The 15,813-nt window shown below is 71.1% G+C and carries 17 protein-coding genes; 9 read left to right on the forward strand and 8 right to left on the reverse strand.

Features of this window, described 5'->3' with window-relative positions:
* Positions 1-69: 69 nt before the first annotated feature.
* Entirely contained in the window at positions 70-735 is a 666-nt protein-coding gene (locus JK364_RS06315; RefSeq protein WP_201848244.1) for a TetR/AcrR family transcriptional regulator, read from the reverse strand.
* A 228-nt stretch (positions 736-963) separates the two neighbouring features.
* On the opposite strand from JK364_RS06315, the gene JK364_RS06320 reads away from it, so the two are divergent.
* The 9 genes from JK364_RS06320 to JK364_RS06360 all read left to right on the forward strand — a co-directional run bounded on the left by JK364_RS06320 (position 964) and on the right by JK364_RS06360 (position 12,214).
* Positions 964-2,571 carry a fatty acyl-CoA synthetase gene (locus JK364_RS06320; protein WP_201848246.1) on the forward strand — a complete coding sequence of 536 codons (1,608 nt, stop codon included), beginning with the start codon at positions 964-966 and terminating at the stop codon, positions 2,569-2,571.
* A 118-nt stretch (positions 2,572-2,689) separates the two neighbouring features.
* Positions 2,690-4,132, forward strand: a complete 1,443-nt coding sequence (locus JK364_RS06325; RefSeq protein ID WP_201848949.1) for an MFS transporter — start codon at positions 2,690-2,692, stop codon at positions 4,130-4,132.
* Between the two features lie 411 nt (positions 4,133-4,543).
* The gene (locus JK364_RS06330; RefSeq protein ID WP_201848248.1) at positions 4,544-5,692 is read left to right on the forward strand and encodes an LLM class flavin-dependent oxidoreductase; all 1,149 of its coding nucleotides are present in this window, start codon (positions 4,544-4,546) and stop codon (positions 5,690-5,692) included.
* Positions 5,692-6,186 carry a GNAT family N-acetyltransferase gene (locus JK364_RS06335; protein WP_201848250.1) on the forward strand — a complete coding sequence of 165 codons (495 nt, stop codon included), beginning with the start codon at positions 5,692-5,694 and terminating at the stop codon, positions 6,184-6,186. Before JK364_RS06330 ends, JK364_RS06335 begins: the two co-directional genes overlap by 1 nt.
* 177 nt (positions 6,187-6,363) lie before the next feature.
* The gene (locus tag JK364_RS06340) at positions 6,364-7,272 is read left to right on the forward strand and encodes an amino acid ABC transporter permease (RefSeq protein WP_201848252.1); all 909 of its coding nucleotides are present in this window, start codon (positions 6,364-6,366) and stop codon (positions 7,270-7,272) included.
* A 14-nt stretch (positions 7,273-7,286) separates the two neighbouring features.
* Entirely contained in the window at positions 7,287-8,057 is a 771-nt protein-coding gene (locus tag JK364_RS06345; protein ID WP_230991326.1) for an amino acid ABC transporter ATP-binding protein, read from the forward strand.
* Positions 8,054-9,307: a dipeptidase gene (locus tag JK364_RS06350; RefSeq protein ID WP_201848254.1), complete on the forward strand. Its 1,254-nt coding sequence runs from the start codon at positions 8,054-8,056 to the stop codon at positions 9,305-9,307. Before JK364_RS06345 ends, JK364_RS06350 begins: the two co-directional genes overlap by 4 nt.
* Before the next feature lie 52 nt (positions 9,308-9,359).
* Complete coding sequence (locus JK364_RS06355) at positions 9,360-10,304, forward strand: transporter substrate-binding domain-containing protein (RefSeq protein ID WP_201848257.1); 945 nt, start codon at positions 9,360-9,362, stop codon at positions 10,302-10,304.
* A gap of 8 nt (positions 10,305-10,312) precedes the next feature.
* Positions 10,313-12,214, forward strand: a complete 1,902-nt coding sequence (locus JK364_RS06360) for a CocE/NonD family hydrolase (RefSeq protein WP_230991327.1) — start codon at positions 10,313-10,315, stop codon at positions 12,212-12,214.
* A 21-nt stretch (positions 12,215-12,235) separates the two neighbouring features.
* Here the strand turns inward: JK364_RS06360 and JK364_RS06365 are convergent, their stop codons facing one another.
* The 7 genes from JK364_RS06365 to ccmI all read right to left on the reverse strand — a co-directional run bounded on the left by JK364_RS06365 (position 12,236) and on the right by ccmI (position 15,812).
* Positions 12,236-13,327: a helix-turn-helix domain-containing protein gene (locus JK364_RS06365; RefSeq protein WP_201848259.1), complete on the reverse strand. Its 1,092-nt coding sequence runs from the start codon at positions 13,325-13,327 to the stop codon at positions 12,236-12,238.
* Between the two features lie 77 nt (positions 13,328-13,404).
* The gene (locus JK364_RS06370) at positions 13,405-13,710 is read right to left on the reverse strand and encodes a gas vesicle protein K (RefSeq protein ID WP_020866465.1); all 306 of its coding nucleotides are present in this window, start codon (positions 13,708-13,710) and stop codon (positions 13,405-13,407) included.
* Positions 13,707-13,925 (reverse strand): gas vesicle protein, encoded by a 219-nt coding sequence (locus JK364_RS06375; RefSeq protein ID WP_201848261.1) that lies wholly within the window; start codon positions 13,923-13,925, stop codon positions 13,707-13,709. The genes JK364_RS06370 and JK364_RS06375 overlap by 4 nt, the downstream gene beginning before the upstream one ends.
* On the reverse strand, positions 13,922-14,731 hold the full coding sequence (locus JK364_RS06380; RefSeq protein ID WP_201848263.1) for a GvpL/GvpF family gas vesicle protein: 810 nt from the start codon (positions 14,729-14,731) through the stop codon (positions 13,922-13,924). Before JK364_RS06380 ends, JK364_RS06375 begins: the two co-directional genes overlap by 4 nt.
* A complete protein-coding gene (locus JK364_RS06385; RefSeq protein ID WP_230991328.1) occupies positions 14,728-15,120 on the reverse strand; it encodes a gas vesicle protein in 393 nt (130 codons plus the stop codon). The genes JK364_RS06380 and JK364_RS06385 overlap by 4 nt, the downstream gene beginning before the upstream one ends.
* Positions 15,117-15,557: a gas vesicle protein GvpO gene (locus JK364_RS57490; RefSeq protein ID WP_201848266.1), complete on the reverse strand. Its 441-nt coding sequence runs from the start codon at positions 15,555-15,557 to the stop codon at positions 15,117-15,119. The genes JK364_RS06385 and JK364_RS57490 overlap by 4 nt, the downstream gene beginning before the upstream one ends.
* A 3-nt stretch (positions 15,558-15,560) precedes the next feature.
* Complete coding sequence (gene ccmI / locus JK364_RS06395) at positions 15,561-15,812, reverse strand: c-type cytochrome biogenesis protein CcmI (protein ID WP_201848268.1); 252 nt, start codon at positions 15,810-15,812, stop codon at positions 15,561-15,563.
* Position 15,813: the final 1 nt, after the last annotated feature.

A 15,813-nucleotide genomic window follows, 5' to 3' on the forward strand; every position in this document is an offset into this window, starting at 1 on the left:
GCCCCTTCGGGGCGCTGCCCGTCGGCCCATGGTGGTGACCCGTTCCGGGGCGCGTGTCCCCGGGGCGGGTCATTCCGCCGCCAGCGCCTCGACGGCGGCCACCGTACGGTCCACCACCACGTCGTACAGCCTGCTGTGCGCCCGCGGCAGCCGCGCCAGCAGCGGGGCCACCACCTCCCGCTCGTCCGGGGGGTAGACCGCCAGCGCCTCGCTCAGGGCGTCCAGCTTGCGGGCGGAGACCGGGCCGCGGTGGGTCTCGTAGACCGCGTGGCCGATGACGGTGGAGCCGATGAGGGTCACGGCCAGCGCGAGATCGTCCTCGGTCAGCTTCAGGGGGCGCAGCATCCGGGTGAGGGTCACCAGGGAGGAGATCCGGGCGGGCTGCTGGGTGGCGGCCATATACGGGAGCAGCTGGCGGTAGGGCAGCAGATAGTCGCGGCTGTTGTGCATCCAGGCGCGCAGCCGCTCCTGCCAGGTGTCCCCCGGCGGGTCCCGGTGCTGGGCCTCGGCCAGGACGCGGTCCGCCACGGCCTGGAGGAGGTCGTCGCGGTCGGGGAAGTAGCGGTAGAGCGCCATGGGGGCGGAGCCGACCGCCTCGGCGACCCTCTTGACGGTCAGCGCGGTCTCCGGCTCGCGGACCGCGAGCTCAGCGGCGCTGCGGACGATCTGCTCGCGCGACAGACGGGGCGGGCGCCCACGTCCCCTGCGGACGGTACCCTCCGCGGTCCCGGCCATCCGGTGTCCTTTCGCTCGCCCCCGTCGTACCAGGCCCCAAGGCTACGCAAGGCCGCTCGGGCGCCGCTCGTGGCCGTCCGGCGCCGTGAACCTCGTGGCCGTCCGAGGCCGTGAACCTCGTGGCCGCCGGCGCCTTGGACCTCGGGCCGCCCGGGGCCTTGAACGCCGCCCCGCGCCGTGCCAGCGTGACGCCCTGTCCGGCCCGTCCGAGCCCCGGGAGACCCGACGATGACCGCATCCGACCTGCCCGTGGACATCGTGCGCGCCCGCCGCCACGGCATCGCCGATCTGCTGGCCCGCACCGCGGCCCGGCTGCCCGCCAGGACGGCGATCGTCGAAGGACCGCTGCGCCAGACCTACGCCGAGCTGGACGCGCTGGTGAGCCGGACGGCCGGGGCCCTGGCGGCGCGGGGCATCGCCCGGGGCGATCGGGTGGTGCTCTTCGCCCGCAACTCCCACGGCTTCGTGGTGGCGTACTTCGCGCTGGCCCGGCTGGGCGCGGTTTCGGTGCCGGTCAACTTCATGCTCACCACGGCCGAAGTGGCGTATGTCCTGGACCATTCGGGAGCGGTCGGGATCATCGCGGGCACGGATCTGCTGGATGTGGCCGAGGGCGCGCTGGCCGAGGCGGCACCGCCCCGGATCGCGCTCCGCGCGGCGCTGGGAGGCGGGCGCGAGGGATGGGAGGACTTCGCCGCGCTGGGCGCGGAGCAGGAGCATCCGGTGCCCGATCCCGCCCTGGAGGACGACGACCCGGTCCAGCTGATGTACACCTCGGGAACCGAGTCGCGGCCCAAGGGCGCGATCATGACGAGCCGCAATCTGATCGCTCAGTATCAGACGGCGATCGTGGACGGCGGGATGTCGGCCGACGATGTCGAGATCCATGCGCTGCCGCTCTATCACTGCGCCCAGTTGCATGCCTTCCTCACCCCCGACATCCAGCTGGGCGCCACCTGTCTGGTGCTGCCGGGCCCGGACCCGGCGACGTTGCTGGCCACGATCGAGGCCGAGCGGGTGACCAAGCTGTTCGCCCCGCCCACCGTGTGGATCGCGCTGCTGCGCCATCCGGAGTTCGGGACCCGCGATCTGTCGTCGCTGCGGAAGGGGTACTACGGGGCGGCGCCGATGCCGGTGGCGGTGCTGGCCGAGCTGCGCCGACGGCTGCCGGAGCTGGCGCTGTACAACTTCTACGGCCAGACCGAGATGTCCCCGATCGCGACCGTGCTGGGCCCGGCCGACCAGGAGCGCAAGGCCGGTTCGGCGGGGCGGGCCGCGCTGAACGTCGAGACGCGGGTGGTGGACGAGGCGGACCGGCCGGTGGAGCCGGGCACGGTCGGCGAGATCGTCCACCGGGGCCCGCACACCATGCTCGGCTACTGGCGGGACCCGGAGCGCACCGCGGAGGCGTTCCGGGGTGGCTGGTTCCACAGCGGCGATCTGGGGGTGCTGGACGAGGAGGGCTGCCTGACGATCGTCGACCGCAAGAAGGACATGGTCAACAGCGGTGGGGAGAACGTCTCGGGGCGCGAGGTGGAGGAGGCCGTCCATGCCCATCCGGCGGTCGCGGAGGTCGCGGTGTTCGGGGTGCCGCATCCGTACTGGATCGAGGCCGTGACCGCGGTGGTGGTGGCCAAACCGGGCCATGAGGTGACGGCGGAGGAGCTCCTCACCCACTGCCGGGCGCGGCTCGCCGGGTTCAAGGTGCCCAAGTTCGTCCGGCTCACCGAGGCGCTGCCGAAGAATCCCAGCGGCAAGATCCTCAAGCGTGAACTGCGGGAGGTCTACCGCGACATGGCCGAGGAGCCGAGCGGGGACCGGGGCGGCCATATTTGACGTACCAGTTACACAAAATTATGCGACACTGCTGCCGCACTGATGTGAATCGGCCATGCCCCGACGAAGGACCACCGTGACTTCCTCACCTCCGACCCCCGATGCCCCCGAAGCGGCGATGACCGCCCACCCGCCGCGCTCCGGCACGGTGGTCGCCGTCCTGGCGTTCGGCGGGATCGTCGTCTCCCTGATGCAGACCCTGGTGGTGCCGCTGGTCCCGGACCTTCCGGAACTGCTGCACACCTCGGCCTCGGACGCCTCCTGGGCGATCACCGCCACCCTGCTCGCCGGCGCCGTGGCCACCCCGGTGCTGGGCCGGCTCGGCGACATGTACGGCAAGCGGCGGACGCTGCTGCTCAGCCTGGCGATGCTGGTGGTCGGATCGGTGGTGTGCGCGCTCTCCGACGCCCTCGCACCGATGATCGTCGGCCGTGCGCTCCAGGGCTTCTCCGCGGGCGTGATCCCGCTCGGCATCAGCATCATGCGCGATGAACTGCCCGCCGAACGGCTCGGCTCGGCGATGGCCCTGATGAGCTCCTCACTGGGCGTCGGCGGCGCCCTCGGTCTGCCCGGGGCCGCGGCGCTGGCCGAACACGCCGACTGGCATGTGCTGTTCTGGGTCTCGGCGAGCCTCGGCGTAGTGGTGATCGCACTGGTGCTGGCGCTCGTACCGGAGTCCCCGGTGCGCGGCGGCGGGCGGTTCGACCTGGTGGGCGCCGTCGGGCTGTCGGCCGGACTGCTCTGTCTGCTGCTGGCCATCTCCAAGGGTGCCGACTGGGGCTGGGGCAGCACGACCACCATCGGGCTGTTCGGCGGCGCGGTGGTCGTGCTGCTGCTGTGGAGCCGGTGGGAGCTGCGGGTGACCGGGCCGCTGGTGGATCTGCGCACCACCGTGCGACGTCAGGTGCTGCTGACCAATCTGGCCTCCATCGTCATCGGCTTCGCGATGTTCGGGATGTCGCTGGTGCTGCCGCAGCTGCTCCAGATGCCCGAGGCCACGGGGTACGGACTGGGCCAGTCGATGATGACCGCCGGACTGTGCCTGGGCCCGTCCGGTCTGGTGATGATGGCGATCTCCCCGCTGTCCGCGCGGATCACGGCCACCAAGGGCCCCAAGACATCGCTGATGCTCGGCGCCGGGGTGATCGCCGTCGGGTACGGCATGGGCATCTTCCTGATGGACGCCGTATGGCAGATCGTGGTCATCTCGTGTGTGATCGGCGCCGGGATCGGCCTCGCGTACTCGGCCATGCCCGCGCTGATCATGTCGGCGGTGCCGGTGTCCGAGACGGGCGCGGCCAACGGGCTCAACACCCTGATGCGGTCCATCGGCACCTCGACCGCCAGTGCGGTGGTCGGCGTCGTCCTCGCCCATATGACCACCGCGTTCGGGCCCGTCGAGCTCCCGTCCCTGAGCGGCTTCCGCACCGCCTTCGCGATCGGCGGCGGCGCCGCGCTGGTGGCGCTCGCGGTCGCCTCGCTGCTGCCGGGCCGCGGTCCGGACCGGCGCACGACCACCGCGGAGCGGCCCGGCACACCGGAGCCGGTGGCGGGCCGCTGAAAGAGGGCCTACGGCCCAGGTCACCTTCCCGGCCGCCCGTATCCCCGCCCACCCGCACGGCGGCGGGGGATACGGGCGGCTTTGTCGCGACAGGGCGCATACGGGTCACCATATGGACAGCGGTTGACGGAACGCGCCCCCGAGGTGCTGAATGATGCGGGTGAGGACTGAGCTGCCCCTGGTCACCCGCGACCACATCGACTTCGGTCGGGTGTGGTCCGCCTCCTGTTCCGGCTGACCCGGCAGCGGGCCGTCCGACCGGCCGCCCTCCTCTGATCCCGGGCCCCTCGCCCGTCGCTTCCCGCGTCTGACGCGCCATCACCCCCGGTAGGCCAGTGCCGCTTTCCGGGTCCGTGGCGCTTCCCGCTTTCTCACCTTCCTCGGCTTCCTCGCCCTCCGAAAGGTCACCCCATGCCCGTGGAGTTCCTCGGCATCGCCGCCACCAACGACGGCTCCGAGACCGGGCCGCGCTCCGGCGCGGCCTTCGACAAGGAGTACACCCTGCGGCTCGCCCGGGCCCATGAGGACCACGGCTGGGACCGGGTGCTGTTCGCCTACGGCTCCGGCTCGCCCGATCCCGCGCCCGCCGCCGCGTACATCGCCGCCAGGCTGGACCGGCTCCGGATCCTGCTGGCCCACCGGCCCAACGTCTCCTATCCGACGTACGCCGCCAAGACGTTCGCCACGCTCGACCAGATCAGCGACGGCCGGCTGACGGTGCACTTCATCACCGGCGGCAACGACCATGAGCAGCGGCGTGAGGGCGACACCCTCACCAAGGACGAGCGCTACGCGCGCACCCGCGAGTACATACGGATCGTCAAGAAGATCTGGACCACCCATGAGCCCTTCGACCACGAGGGCGAGCACTACCGCTTCCACGACTTCGTCAGCGATGTCTTCCCGGTCCAGCGGCCGCGCCCGGGTGTCTCCTTCGGCGGCTCCTCCCCCGCGGCCTACGCGGCCGGCGGGGCCGAGGCCGACATCTACTGCCTGTGGGGGGAGCCGCTGGAGCGGACCGCCGAGCAGATCGCGGCGGTGAAGGCGGCCGCCGCAGCGGCCGGGCGGAGCGATGTGCCGAGGATCCAGGTGGCGTTCCGGCCGATCATCGCCCCGACCGAGAAGCTGGCCTGGGAGAAGGCGCACCGCACGGTGGACGCCATCCGCGCCCGTAAGGAGCGGGGCGAGGCGACGACCGTGCGCCACCACCGCGGGGGCACCCCGGAAGCCGCGTCTCCGCAGAACGCCGGTTCACAGCGGCTGATCTCGATCGCCGAGGCGGGCGAGCGCTACGACCGGGCGCTGTGGACCCCGACCGCCGCCGCCACCGGTGGCGCGGGCAACTCCAACGCCCTGGTGGGCACGCCGGAGACGGTGGCGCAGGCGCTGCTGGACTACTACGACCTGGGCGTGGACATCCTCTCCGCGCGCGGCTACGACCTGCTGGGGGACGCGATCGACTTCGGCCGCCATGTCATCCCGATCGTCCGCGAAGAGGTCGCCAAGCGGGACGCCGAGCGCGCGGACCGGGGCCCGCGGTCCCTCGCGGCGGTGCGCTGATGACCTCCGTGGCCGAGCCGCAGCCACAGCCGCAGCTGACGGTGGTCCGGGTGGCCGTGGACGACCCGCGGGTCGAGCCGCTGCTGCGCGAGCTGGCGCATGAGTACTCCACCCGCTACGGCAGGGCGGCCGACGGTGAGCTGAACCGCTATCCGGCCGAGGAGTTCGCCCCGCCGCACGGGGAGCTGCTTCTGCTGCTGGACGGCGGTGAGCCGGTCGCCGGGGGCGCGTACCGGCGGTACGACGAGCGGACGGCCGAGCTCAAGCGGATCTGGACGCACTCGGGCCACCGGCGGCGCGGGCTGGCCCGCCGGGTGGTGACGGAGCTGGAGCGATCGGCCGCCGAGCGCGGCTACCGCCGGATCCACCTCACCACCGGGCCCCGCCAGCCGGAGGCGCGCGGGCTGTATCTGGCCACCGGCTACACCCCGCTGTTCGATGTCTCGGCCGATCCGGAGACCATCGGCCCGCTCCCGTTCGAAAAGGGGCTGTAGCCCCGGCGGAGCGCCCTCCGCCAACGCGCGTCCGTCCGCCCGCCCGGCCGCTGCGGGCGGACGGACGCATTCCCGCGTTTACGGTTGACCGTTCTGTGTCAACTGTTGCCGGACTCCCGTGGGTGCGGTTTTAGGATGCGGTAATTCTGCCGCGACCCGACCGTCCGAAGGCACATCATGACCAAAGTCCTGAACGTCGATGCACTACCCGAGCCGTCCGTGCTCAAACGCGTGAAGCGACGGCGCCCCGGACTTCTGGTGGCCAATGCGATCGTGCTGGTACTGGCCGCGATGGCGATCACCACGATATTCACCAACCCTCGTTTCGAGTGGGAAACCGTCGGCAAATACTTCTTCGAGATCCGGGTGATGAAGGGCATCGGGGTCAGTATTGGAATGACCGCGGTGACCATGGTGCTCTCTTTGGTTTGCGGCACCGTGGTCGCGCTGATGCGCATGGGCGGCTCCCGGCTCATGTCCAATGTCGCGGCCGCCTTCATCTGGGTTTTCCGCAGCATTCCGATGCTGGTGCAGCTGCTTTTCTGGTACAACCTCGCGGCCCTTTTTCCGACGCTGTCCCTCGGCATTCCCTGGGGGCCGCGTTTCGTCACCTTCGATTCGAACAGCGTCATCGGACCCCTGACCGCCGCGATCATCGGCCTGACCCTCCATGAGACCGCCTACATCGCGGAGTTGATCCGGTCCGGGCTGCTGGCCGTGCCGGATGGACAGCGTCAGGCGGCGTCCGCACTGGGTTTGACGCCGGCTCAGATCTTCTTCCGCATCACCCTTCCCCAGGCGCTGCGGGTGATCGTCCCCCCGATGGGAAATGAGCTGATATCTCTCCTCAAGGCCACCTCCCTGGTCAGCGTGATCACCCTGGCCGACCTGCTCTACTCGGTCCAGCTGATTTACGCCAAGAACTTCCAGACCGTTCCACTGTTGATCGTGGCCGCCATTTGGTACATGATCATCACTGGCGCCATTACTCTTCTTCAGCAGCGCCTGGAACGACGTCTGGGACGACACACCCTGATTTCGGCCGACAAGGCCGGGAAAGCGAAGAGGATCGAGCACTCGGTATGACCGCGGCATCGCAAATGGAATCGCAGGCCATCGTCTCCCTGCGCGGGATCCACAAGTCGTTCCGCGGCACCGAGGTGCTGCACGGTATCTCCCTGGATATCCACCGAGGTGAGACGGTCTGCCTGATCGGTCCCTCCGGATCCGGGAAGAGCACACTGCTGCGCTGTGTCAACCACCTCGAAGTGCCCGATCAGGGCGTGGTGGTGGTCGACGGCAGCGTGATCGGCTATCAGCTGCGCGGACGTACCCTGCATGACCTCGGCCCCCGGGAGCTGGCCGCCCAGCGCTCGGCGATGGGCATGGTGTTCCAGAGCTTCAATCTGTTCCCGCACCTCACCGCCCGCGAGAACATCGTGGAGGCCCCGCGCCGGGTGCTCGGGCTCTCCAAGGCCGCGGCCGACGCGCGGGCCGTGGAGCTGATGACCCGGGTGGGGCTCGCCCACAAGCTGGACAGCTATCCGGACAAGCTCTCCGGCGGCCAGCAGCAGCGGGTGGCCATCGCCCGCGCCCTGGCGATGCGCCCCAAGGTGATGCTCTTCGACGAGCCGACCTCCGCCCTGGACCCCGAGATGGTGCAGGAGGTCCTGAACGTCATCAGGGACCTGGCGCGCGACGGCATGACGCTGGTCGTCGTCACGCACGAAATGCGCTTCGCCGCCGATATCGCTGACCGGATCGTCTTCATGGACGACGGCAGGATCGTCGAGGAGGGTGCTCCCGAGCAGCTCCTGCGCGCTCCCGCACACGACCGCACCCGTACGTTCCTGTCGAAGGTCACCTCATGAGCACCGAACTCCCCCTGCCCGCCAAGACCGCCCGACGCCTGAAGCTGTGGGACTCCTACCGCTCGTACCAGTATCTGGAGCCCGGGGCGGACTACCGCGCCTTCGAGCTGGCGCCCGCGCTCGGACGGGTCCCCGGGGCCGCGCTGGAGTGGAGCCAGGACGTCGAGGTCCGCGCGCGGGACTTCGAGGAGCGCCATCCGGTGATCTCCGCCCATGACCACCTCTCGCTGCGCCCGGCGGATCCCGGCGACTTCGCCGCGTACCGCCGCCAGGGCCGGGAGTCGATCCCCTACGAGGGCATCGCCCACTCGGGGGTGGACCTGTTCTTCGACGGCGGCCCGGCCGCGGTGAGCATGATCCGCTCCCACGCCCCCTGGGACTGGGACGACGCGGTCAGCGATCTGGCCATGCGCCAGGCGGACCTCGCCCATCAGCGGCTGGTGGCGCCCGTCCGCACCCTCGAGGACGCCGACCGGGCGCGGGCCGGCCACCAGGTGGGGGTGGTGCTGACCCTGGAGTCCGCCTCCCCCATCGGCAATGACGTCGACCGGCTCGATCTGCTCTACGGCCTGGGTGTGCGGCTGCTCGGCCTGGTCTACAGCGAGAGCAACCAGCTGGGTTCGGGGCTCGCCGACGCCGGGGACACCGGTCTGACCCTGCTCGGCCGCCGGGCGCTGCGCCGGATGAACGACCTCGGGATCATCGTCGATGTCTCGCACAGCGGGGACGCGACGGCCCTGGACGCCGTGCGCCGCTCCACCGCCCCCGTGGTGATCACCCATGCCGGGTCCCGGGCGCTGTGGCCGACCCCGCGGATGAAGCCCGACGATGTGATCCGGGCCTGTGCCGGGTCCGGCGGGTTCATCGGCGTCGAGGCGGCGCCGCACACGACCGTCACCGCCAGGCACCCCCGGCACGATCTGGACTCGGTGATGGAACACATCGAGCGCTGTATCGATCTGGTCGGCATCGACCATGTGGCCTTCGGGCCGGACACCAACTTCGGCGATCACACGGCCTGGCACCGGACGTTCGCCCCGCTCTTCGGCAAGGACGACGCGCACGACGGCAAGGCCCCCGAACTGCCGCCGCACGAGGAGGTCGAGTACGTACGGGGCTGTGAGAACCCCGCGGAGGCCGTCGGCAATATGATCCGGTGGCTGTTCGACCGCGGCTACTCCGAAGCGGACGTGGCCAAGCTGGCCGGGGGCAACGTACGGCGCGTCGCCGAGACCGTCTGGGGCCGCTGACCGGCTCCGTACTTCCACCTCCGCCACCCCCACCTCCCGGAATGGAGCACCCATGCGCAACCGTCCCCATGTCGCCGCATGCGCACTGCTGGCCTGTCTGACGCTCGGCCTGTCGGCCTGTTCGGTGGACGACACCCCCGATGACGGCAAGGACAACAAGAGCCGTCCGGCGGCCACGCTCGCCCCCGAGCCCAAGGACAGCGCGCTGGCCGCCGAGGTGCCCCAGGCCTACACCAAGAAGACTCTGATCATGGGCGTCAGCGAGTACGCGCCGTACGTCACCTTCGAGTCCGACGGGAAGATCACCGGGCTGGTCCCCGAACTGGCCGCACAGCTCTCCTCGTTGCTCGACATCAAGATCAAGGTGGAGCGGACCAACTTCGACGCGGTCATCCCGGGGCTCAAATCCGGCCGGATCGACCTCAGCGCGCCCTCCGGTGACTTCACCGAGCGCCAGAAGGAGGTGGACTTCGCCGACTTCGCGCAGAGCAGTGTGACGATGATGGTGCTCAAGGACGGCTCCTTCCGCCCCAAGAACGGCCTCGGGGTCTGCGGCCACAAGGTCGGCGTCGAGAAGGGCGCCGGAACGCAGAACGTGCTCGCGGCGCAGAACAAGCGCTGTGCCGCGAAGGGCAAGCCGTCGGTGGACGCGAAGCTCTACACCGATCTGCCCGCCGCCTCGCTGGCGCTGCAGAGCAAGCGGGTGGAGGCGGTGGCCGCGCCCAGCGCCTCCAACACCTCGGTGACCCAGAACTCGCACGACCGCTTCGAGACGCTCGAACTGAAGGACATGCTGGACCTGCCCGCCGCGACGGCCATCTACGGCATCCAGGCCAAGAAGGACTCCGGGCTCGCACCCGTGATCGTCAAGGGGCTGCGGAAGCTGTACGAATCGGGCACCTACGCCAAGCTCTTCGGCCAGTGGGGGCTGCCGCTGTCCACCGTCACCCGGGGCCAGATCGCCCTCAACGGCTCCAAGCAATCCCAGACCCAGTGAGATCTTCCATGGCACGAACCAGTCAGACCGAAACGACCGGCGGCAGAGGGCGGGCGGCCCGGGAGGAGCCCGCCCGCCTGCTGGACGAGCGGGTGTGGCGACGCACCCTGCGCGTCCCGATGCGGGACGGGATCGTCCTGGCCGCCGATCTCTTCACCGACCAGGAGCGGCCGGGACCCCGCCCGGTCATCCTGGAGCGGACCCCCTACGGCCGCCGGCAGATCCGCGACTCCGACCGCAGCCGCCACGACGAGCCGGTGCCGACGCCCGAGGAGACCTCGGCGTTCTTCGTCCGCGCCGGGTATCACGTGGTGCGGCAGGACTGCCGGGGCCGCGGGGACTCCGAGGGCACCTTCGTGAAGTACCTCGGCGAGGGGCCGGACGGCGCGGACACCATCGACTGGATCGCCGCCCAGCCCTGGTGCGACGGCCGGGTGGCCATGATGGGCGTGTCCTACTCGGCCCACGCCCAGACGGCCGCCGCGGCCGAGTCCCCCGCCGGGCTGTCCGCGATGTTCATGGACTCCGGCGGCTTCGCCAGCGCCTACGAGGCCGGGATGCGGATGGGCGGCGCCTTCGAGCTCAAGCAGATCACCTGGGCCTTCCGGCACGGTGAGGAGAGCCCGGAGGCGGAGCGGGACCCGCTGGTGCGCAAGGCGTTCGCGGGGACGGACCTGCGCGACTGGTTCACCGTGCTGCCGTGGCGGACCGGTGTCTCACCGCTGCGCCAAGTGGACAGTTACGAGCGCTATCTGCTGGACCAGTGGCGGCATGACGCCTTCGGGGCGTACTGGCGCCAGCCGGCCATCTACGGGCGCGGCCACTACGACCGCTTCCCGGATGTGCCGACGCTGCACATGTCGAGCTGGTACGACCCGTATGTCCGCTCCACCATCGAGAACTTCACCGCCATGGGCCGGCTCAAGCGGTCCCCGGCGTATCTGGTGATGGGGCCGTGGAAGCACGGGCTGCGCTGTGTCACCTTCGCCGGCGATGTGGACTTCGGGCCCGCCGCGACCCTCAGCGGCAATGTGGACACCTCGTATCTGTCCTTCCGGCAGCGGTGGTTCGACGCGGTGCTGGAGGGCGGCGACCCGGAGTCGATCCCGCGGGTCCAGTACTTCCTCATGGGCGGCGGGGACGGCCGGCGGGACGAGACCGGGCGGATGCGGCACGGCGGCCGGTGGCACACCGACACCCAGTGGCCCCCGGCCGGGACCCGGGAGACCGCGTACTACTGCCACCCCTCGGGCGAGCTGGCCCGGGAGCGGCCGACGGCGACACGGGCCTGGGTGGAGTACGACTTCGACCCGAACGACCCGGTGCCCACGCTCGGCGGCCAGGTCACCTCGGGCGAGCCGGTGATGGTCGGCGGCGCCTTCGACCAGGTGCCGGACGAGCGGTTCTACGGTGCCCACCCGCCGTATCTGCCGCTGAACTCCCGGCCCGATGTGATCTCGCTGGCCACCCCGCCGCTGGCGGAGCCGCTGGTGGTGGCCGGGCCGGTCACCGCGCGGCTGTTCATCTCCTCGTCCGCGCCGGACACCGACTTCACGGTGAAGCTGGTCGATGTGCATCCGCCGAACGAGGACTATCCGCACGGCTTCGCGATGAACCTCACCGAGGGCATCTTCCGCTGCCGCTTCCACAAGTCCTTCGAGCGCCCGGAGCCGCTGGAGCCGGGCGAGGTCTACGAGATCGAGATCCCGGCCCCGGACACCGCCAACCGCTTCGAGGCCGGGCACCGGCTGCGCGTGGACATCTCCTCGAGCGACTTCCCCCGGTTCGACGTCAACTCCAACACGGGGGTGCCGGAGGCGGTGAGCCGCCGCAAGGTGGTGGCGACCAACCGCGTCCACATGGACGCGGACCACCCCTCGGCGGTGCTGCTGTGGACCCAGCCGGGCTGACTGGCGGTCGGCGTACGGCCGTCACCGCATGATGGTCGTCAGCACGTCCTGCCCCAGCCGGAGCAGGGTGCTGGTGGCCAGCCGGTGGTAGACGTACTTGCCATCGCGCTCGGACTCGATGAGCCCGGCGTCCCTGAGCTGGCGCAGGGTGCGGGAGACCTGCGTATCGGCGAGCCCCAGCCGCTGGGCCAGTTCGGAGGTGGTGATGGGCTCGCCCAGCAGATGGCGGCACAGTTCCATCCGGCCCAGGGACGCCAGCGCGGACATCCGGGCCCGCAGCTCGGCCTGGGTCAGCTGCTCGGGCGTCCTGTCCTCCTGGGCGGCGAACTGGAGCACCACGGGATGGCACTCCTCGTCCTTGACGGTCAGATGCGGCCAGACATGGACGGAGGGGAGCAGAAACAGCGGGCGCGGGCCGATCTCGATCTCGGCGACGGCCAGCTTGTCGTAGCGCACCCGCGAGCCGCCCCGGGAGACCACCGCGGTGGGGCTGAGCCCGGCCAGCACCTCGGCCAGACCGCGCCGCCGGATGTCGGCACGGACCCGGGCGGCGGCCGACTCCAGCCGGTCGCGGACCGTGCGCCACTCGGAGGCGAAGAACGCCTCGGCGCAGGAGTCCAGGAAGCACAGGAGCCGGTCGCGCAGCCCCTCGGGCGAGGCCACCAGGTCATGGGCCAGCTCGCCCCGCCGGAAGGAGCGCCGCTCGCACTGCTCCACATAGCGCTCGGCGGCCTCGGGGTCGGTGAGCAGGCTTCCGGCCGGGGGCACGGCCTCCCGGAAGCCGAGCACCCCTTGGGAGCACAGGCCCACGAACTCCTCGAGCGGCAGCTTCTCCAGATGGCGCAGCTCGTCCTCGAAGGGCTGGTCCAGCGGGAGCTCCAGCGGGAACAGCAGCCGGCAGCGGAGCCGGGCCCACAGCGGGGACAGGGCGCTCATCTCATCGGCGAGGGAGGGGGCGAGCGCCGTCCCGAGCCGCCGCGTCCAGCGCTGGGCCTCGGGGTGGTGGTCGGGCTCGGCCATGATGTGCAGCGTTGACATGAGCTCGGCCAGCGGTGACCGGCCGACGTGCACGTCGGCCGGTTGGGCGCGCTGGAGGTTGAGCGTGATCCCCACACCCGCACATTACTCGGCGACTGGCGGATCCGGACCGGTTGTCTCGCGAATCGACACCGGACTGCCTGGTCAGGGGCTCAACGGTCGCGGGGCAGCAGGGGGCCCAGCGGGCCCAGGTCCAGGTTGAGGTCGTCCTCGGTCAGCCCGAAGTGCTCCCGCAGCTCGGCCATGTTCCGCTCCAGAGCCATCAGCGTCAGCCCGAGCTCCTCGATCTGCTCATCGCTGATGCCGCCCTGCTCGACGCGGCGCAGCGCCTGCCGCTCCATGAGCTGCCGCAGCAGCTCGACGATGGTGAGCACCAGACCGGCCAGGCTCCTGCGGACCGACTCCTCGTCCACCTCGATCCGCCGTCCGGGCCGCCGGGGAGCGCGGTCATCCGTCATGGCGGCCCCCCTTCACGGCGGTCATGGCGATTCCCCTCCCACCCGTCCTCGTTCTCCACCCGTACGGAGGCGATCAGGGCGCGCAGCGAGATCCGCACCAGGTCGATGTCGGCGATGGACAGGGTGATCTCCCCCGCGATCACCACGCCCCCGGCGAGCACCCGGTCGAGCAGGTCGACCAGGGCCACCTCCCGCCGCTCGATCGCCCGGGTCATGACGGCGTCTCCTCCGGCTGGGCGTCCTCCGCCCGCTTCGGCGGGGCGGTGAAGGAGTACGGCGGCCAGGGGCCGCTGACCTCCAGGGTGATGGCGGGGTAGCGCTCCCCCAGGCCGGTCACCAGGGCGGTGAACTCCTCACCGAGGGCGTCGGGCACCAGATAGGAGTTGTTGAGCACCATCCACCCCTCGTACGCGGCCAGCGCGGTGTCCTGCGGTGGATGGGCGGCCGTGGCCACCGCCAGCGCGGCCAGCGCGGCGTGGATCTCCTCCGCCCGCTCGGTCGCGCGCAGATGCGCGGTCTCCTGGTCCTGCCGCTGGGCACGGCGCCGCATCAGATAGGCGGTTCCGGGGCTCTCCTCGCCGTCGGTGGGCTCGTCCGGGTCGGGCAGGAAGGATCTGGGGTCGACATACGCCTTGACGCCCCACTCGGTACGGCCCGCCACCCGCCGCAGCGTAGCCGTGAAGTCGTCCCGGCGCTCCTGGAGCATCGCCCGGACCCGGTCGTCGTCGTGGTAGAGCGTGGCGAAGCGCAGCGGGATGACCTGGCCGTGGCGGGCCGCGCCGTTGATCACCCGGTGGTGGGCGCGGGCGGTGCGCTCCAGCCACTCCAGGTCCTCCAGATGGCCGCGCAGCGCGTCCTCGCCGAAGTCCTCCAGCGGTACGGAGCCCACCACGGCGGCCAGCCCCGCGCTCTCCACCAGGCGCACCGGCTCGTCCGCCACGCCGGTGAGCCCCCGTGGCGGGGCGCCGTCCTCCGGGGCGGCCGTCACCGCGTACAGCCAGGTGGCGAGGGAACCGTTCACCGTTCGTCCTCCCGCTCCGCGCCTTGGGTCCCGTGGTCGTCCTCCCGGTGCGCGCCGCGGCCGTCCTCCAGTTCGCCGACGCGCCGCCGCAGCCGCTCGTTCTCCTCCAGGACGTCCCGGGCGCCGGAGGAGAGCGAGGGGTCGTGCTCCCACCAGTCGATGCCCATCTCCTTGGCCCGGTCCACGGAGGCGACCAGCAGCCGGATCTTGATCGTCAGCAGTTCGATGTCCAGCAGATTGATCTGGATGTCGCCCGCGATGACGATGCCCTTGTCGAGCACCCGCTCCAGGATGTCGGCCAGGCTGGACGGCTCGGCGCCCCGGCGGGCGGGTTCGGGTGCGGCGCCGGCGCGCCGGACCGGTGGGTTCCAGTCGGAGCTCTGGTTCATGTCCGGTTCTCCGCCCTGCCCCGGTAGTAGCGCTCGGTGCGGTGGTAGGAGACGAGTTCGCCGCGGTCGTCCAGCTCGACCTGGTACTCGGCGAGGATGTCGGTGGAGTCCGGGATCCGGTGGGTCTCGACCACCTCGATGCCGATGGTCCAGCCGTCCTCCGTGCGCTCCAGCGAGGTGACGCCCTCCGGGGTCCGCCCGGTCAGCCCCTGCACATGGCGGGCCGCGCTGCGCGCGGCGTCGCGGGCCACGAGCGCGGGACGCCGTGGGCGGGGGCGCTCCCGCTCGGGCTCGCGCCGCTCCGGCTCGCCCTCGCGGGGTCGTTCCTCACGGAGCCGCTCCTCGCTGGGCCGTTCCTCACGGGGTCGTTCCTCACGGGCACGGGCACGGGGCCTCGCCTCGCGGTGGTGTTCCTCCCGGGGCCGTTCGCGGGGCACGGCTCATACCTCCAAGCCTCCGTCTGGCGGCCCCTGGGACATCAGCCTGCGGACCAGCTCGTCCTCCTCCCGGGCCGCCTCCTCCTCGGTGAGTTCCCCGTTCTCCCGGGCCTCCGCGACCTCCTCCAGCCGCTGCTTGATCACCTCGGGGTCGTACAGCTGCCGATGCGCCTCGTCATGGATCCGCTCGGCGATCCAGACGACGCCCCGCACCGGGGCCAGCGGCAGCGTGGCCAGGCCGGTGAACAGTCCCATG

This window comes from Streptomyces endocoffeicus (genome assembly GCF_016741935.1).
Lineage (GTDB): Bacteria > Actinomycetota > Actinomycetes > Streptomycetales > Streptomycetaceae > Streptomyces > Streptomyces endocoffeicus.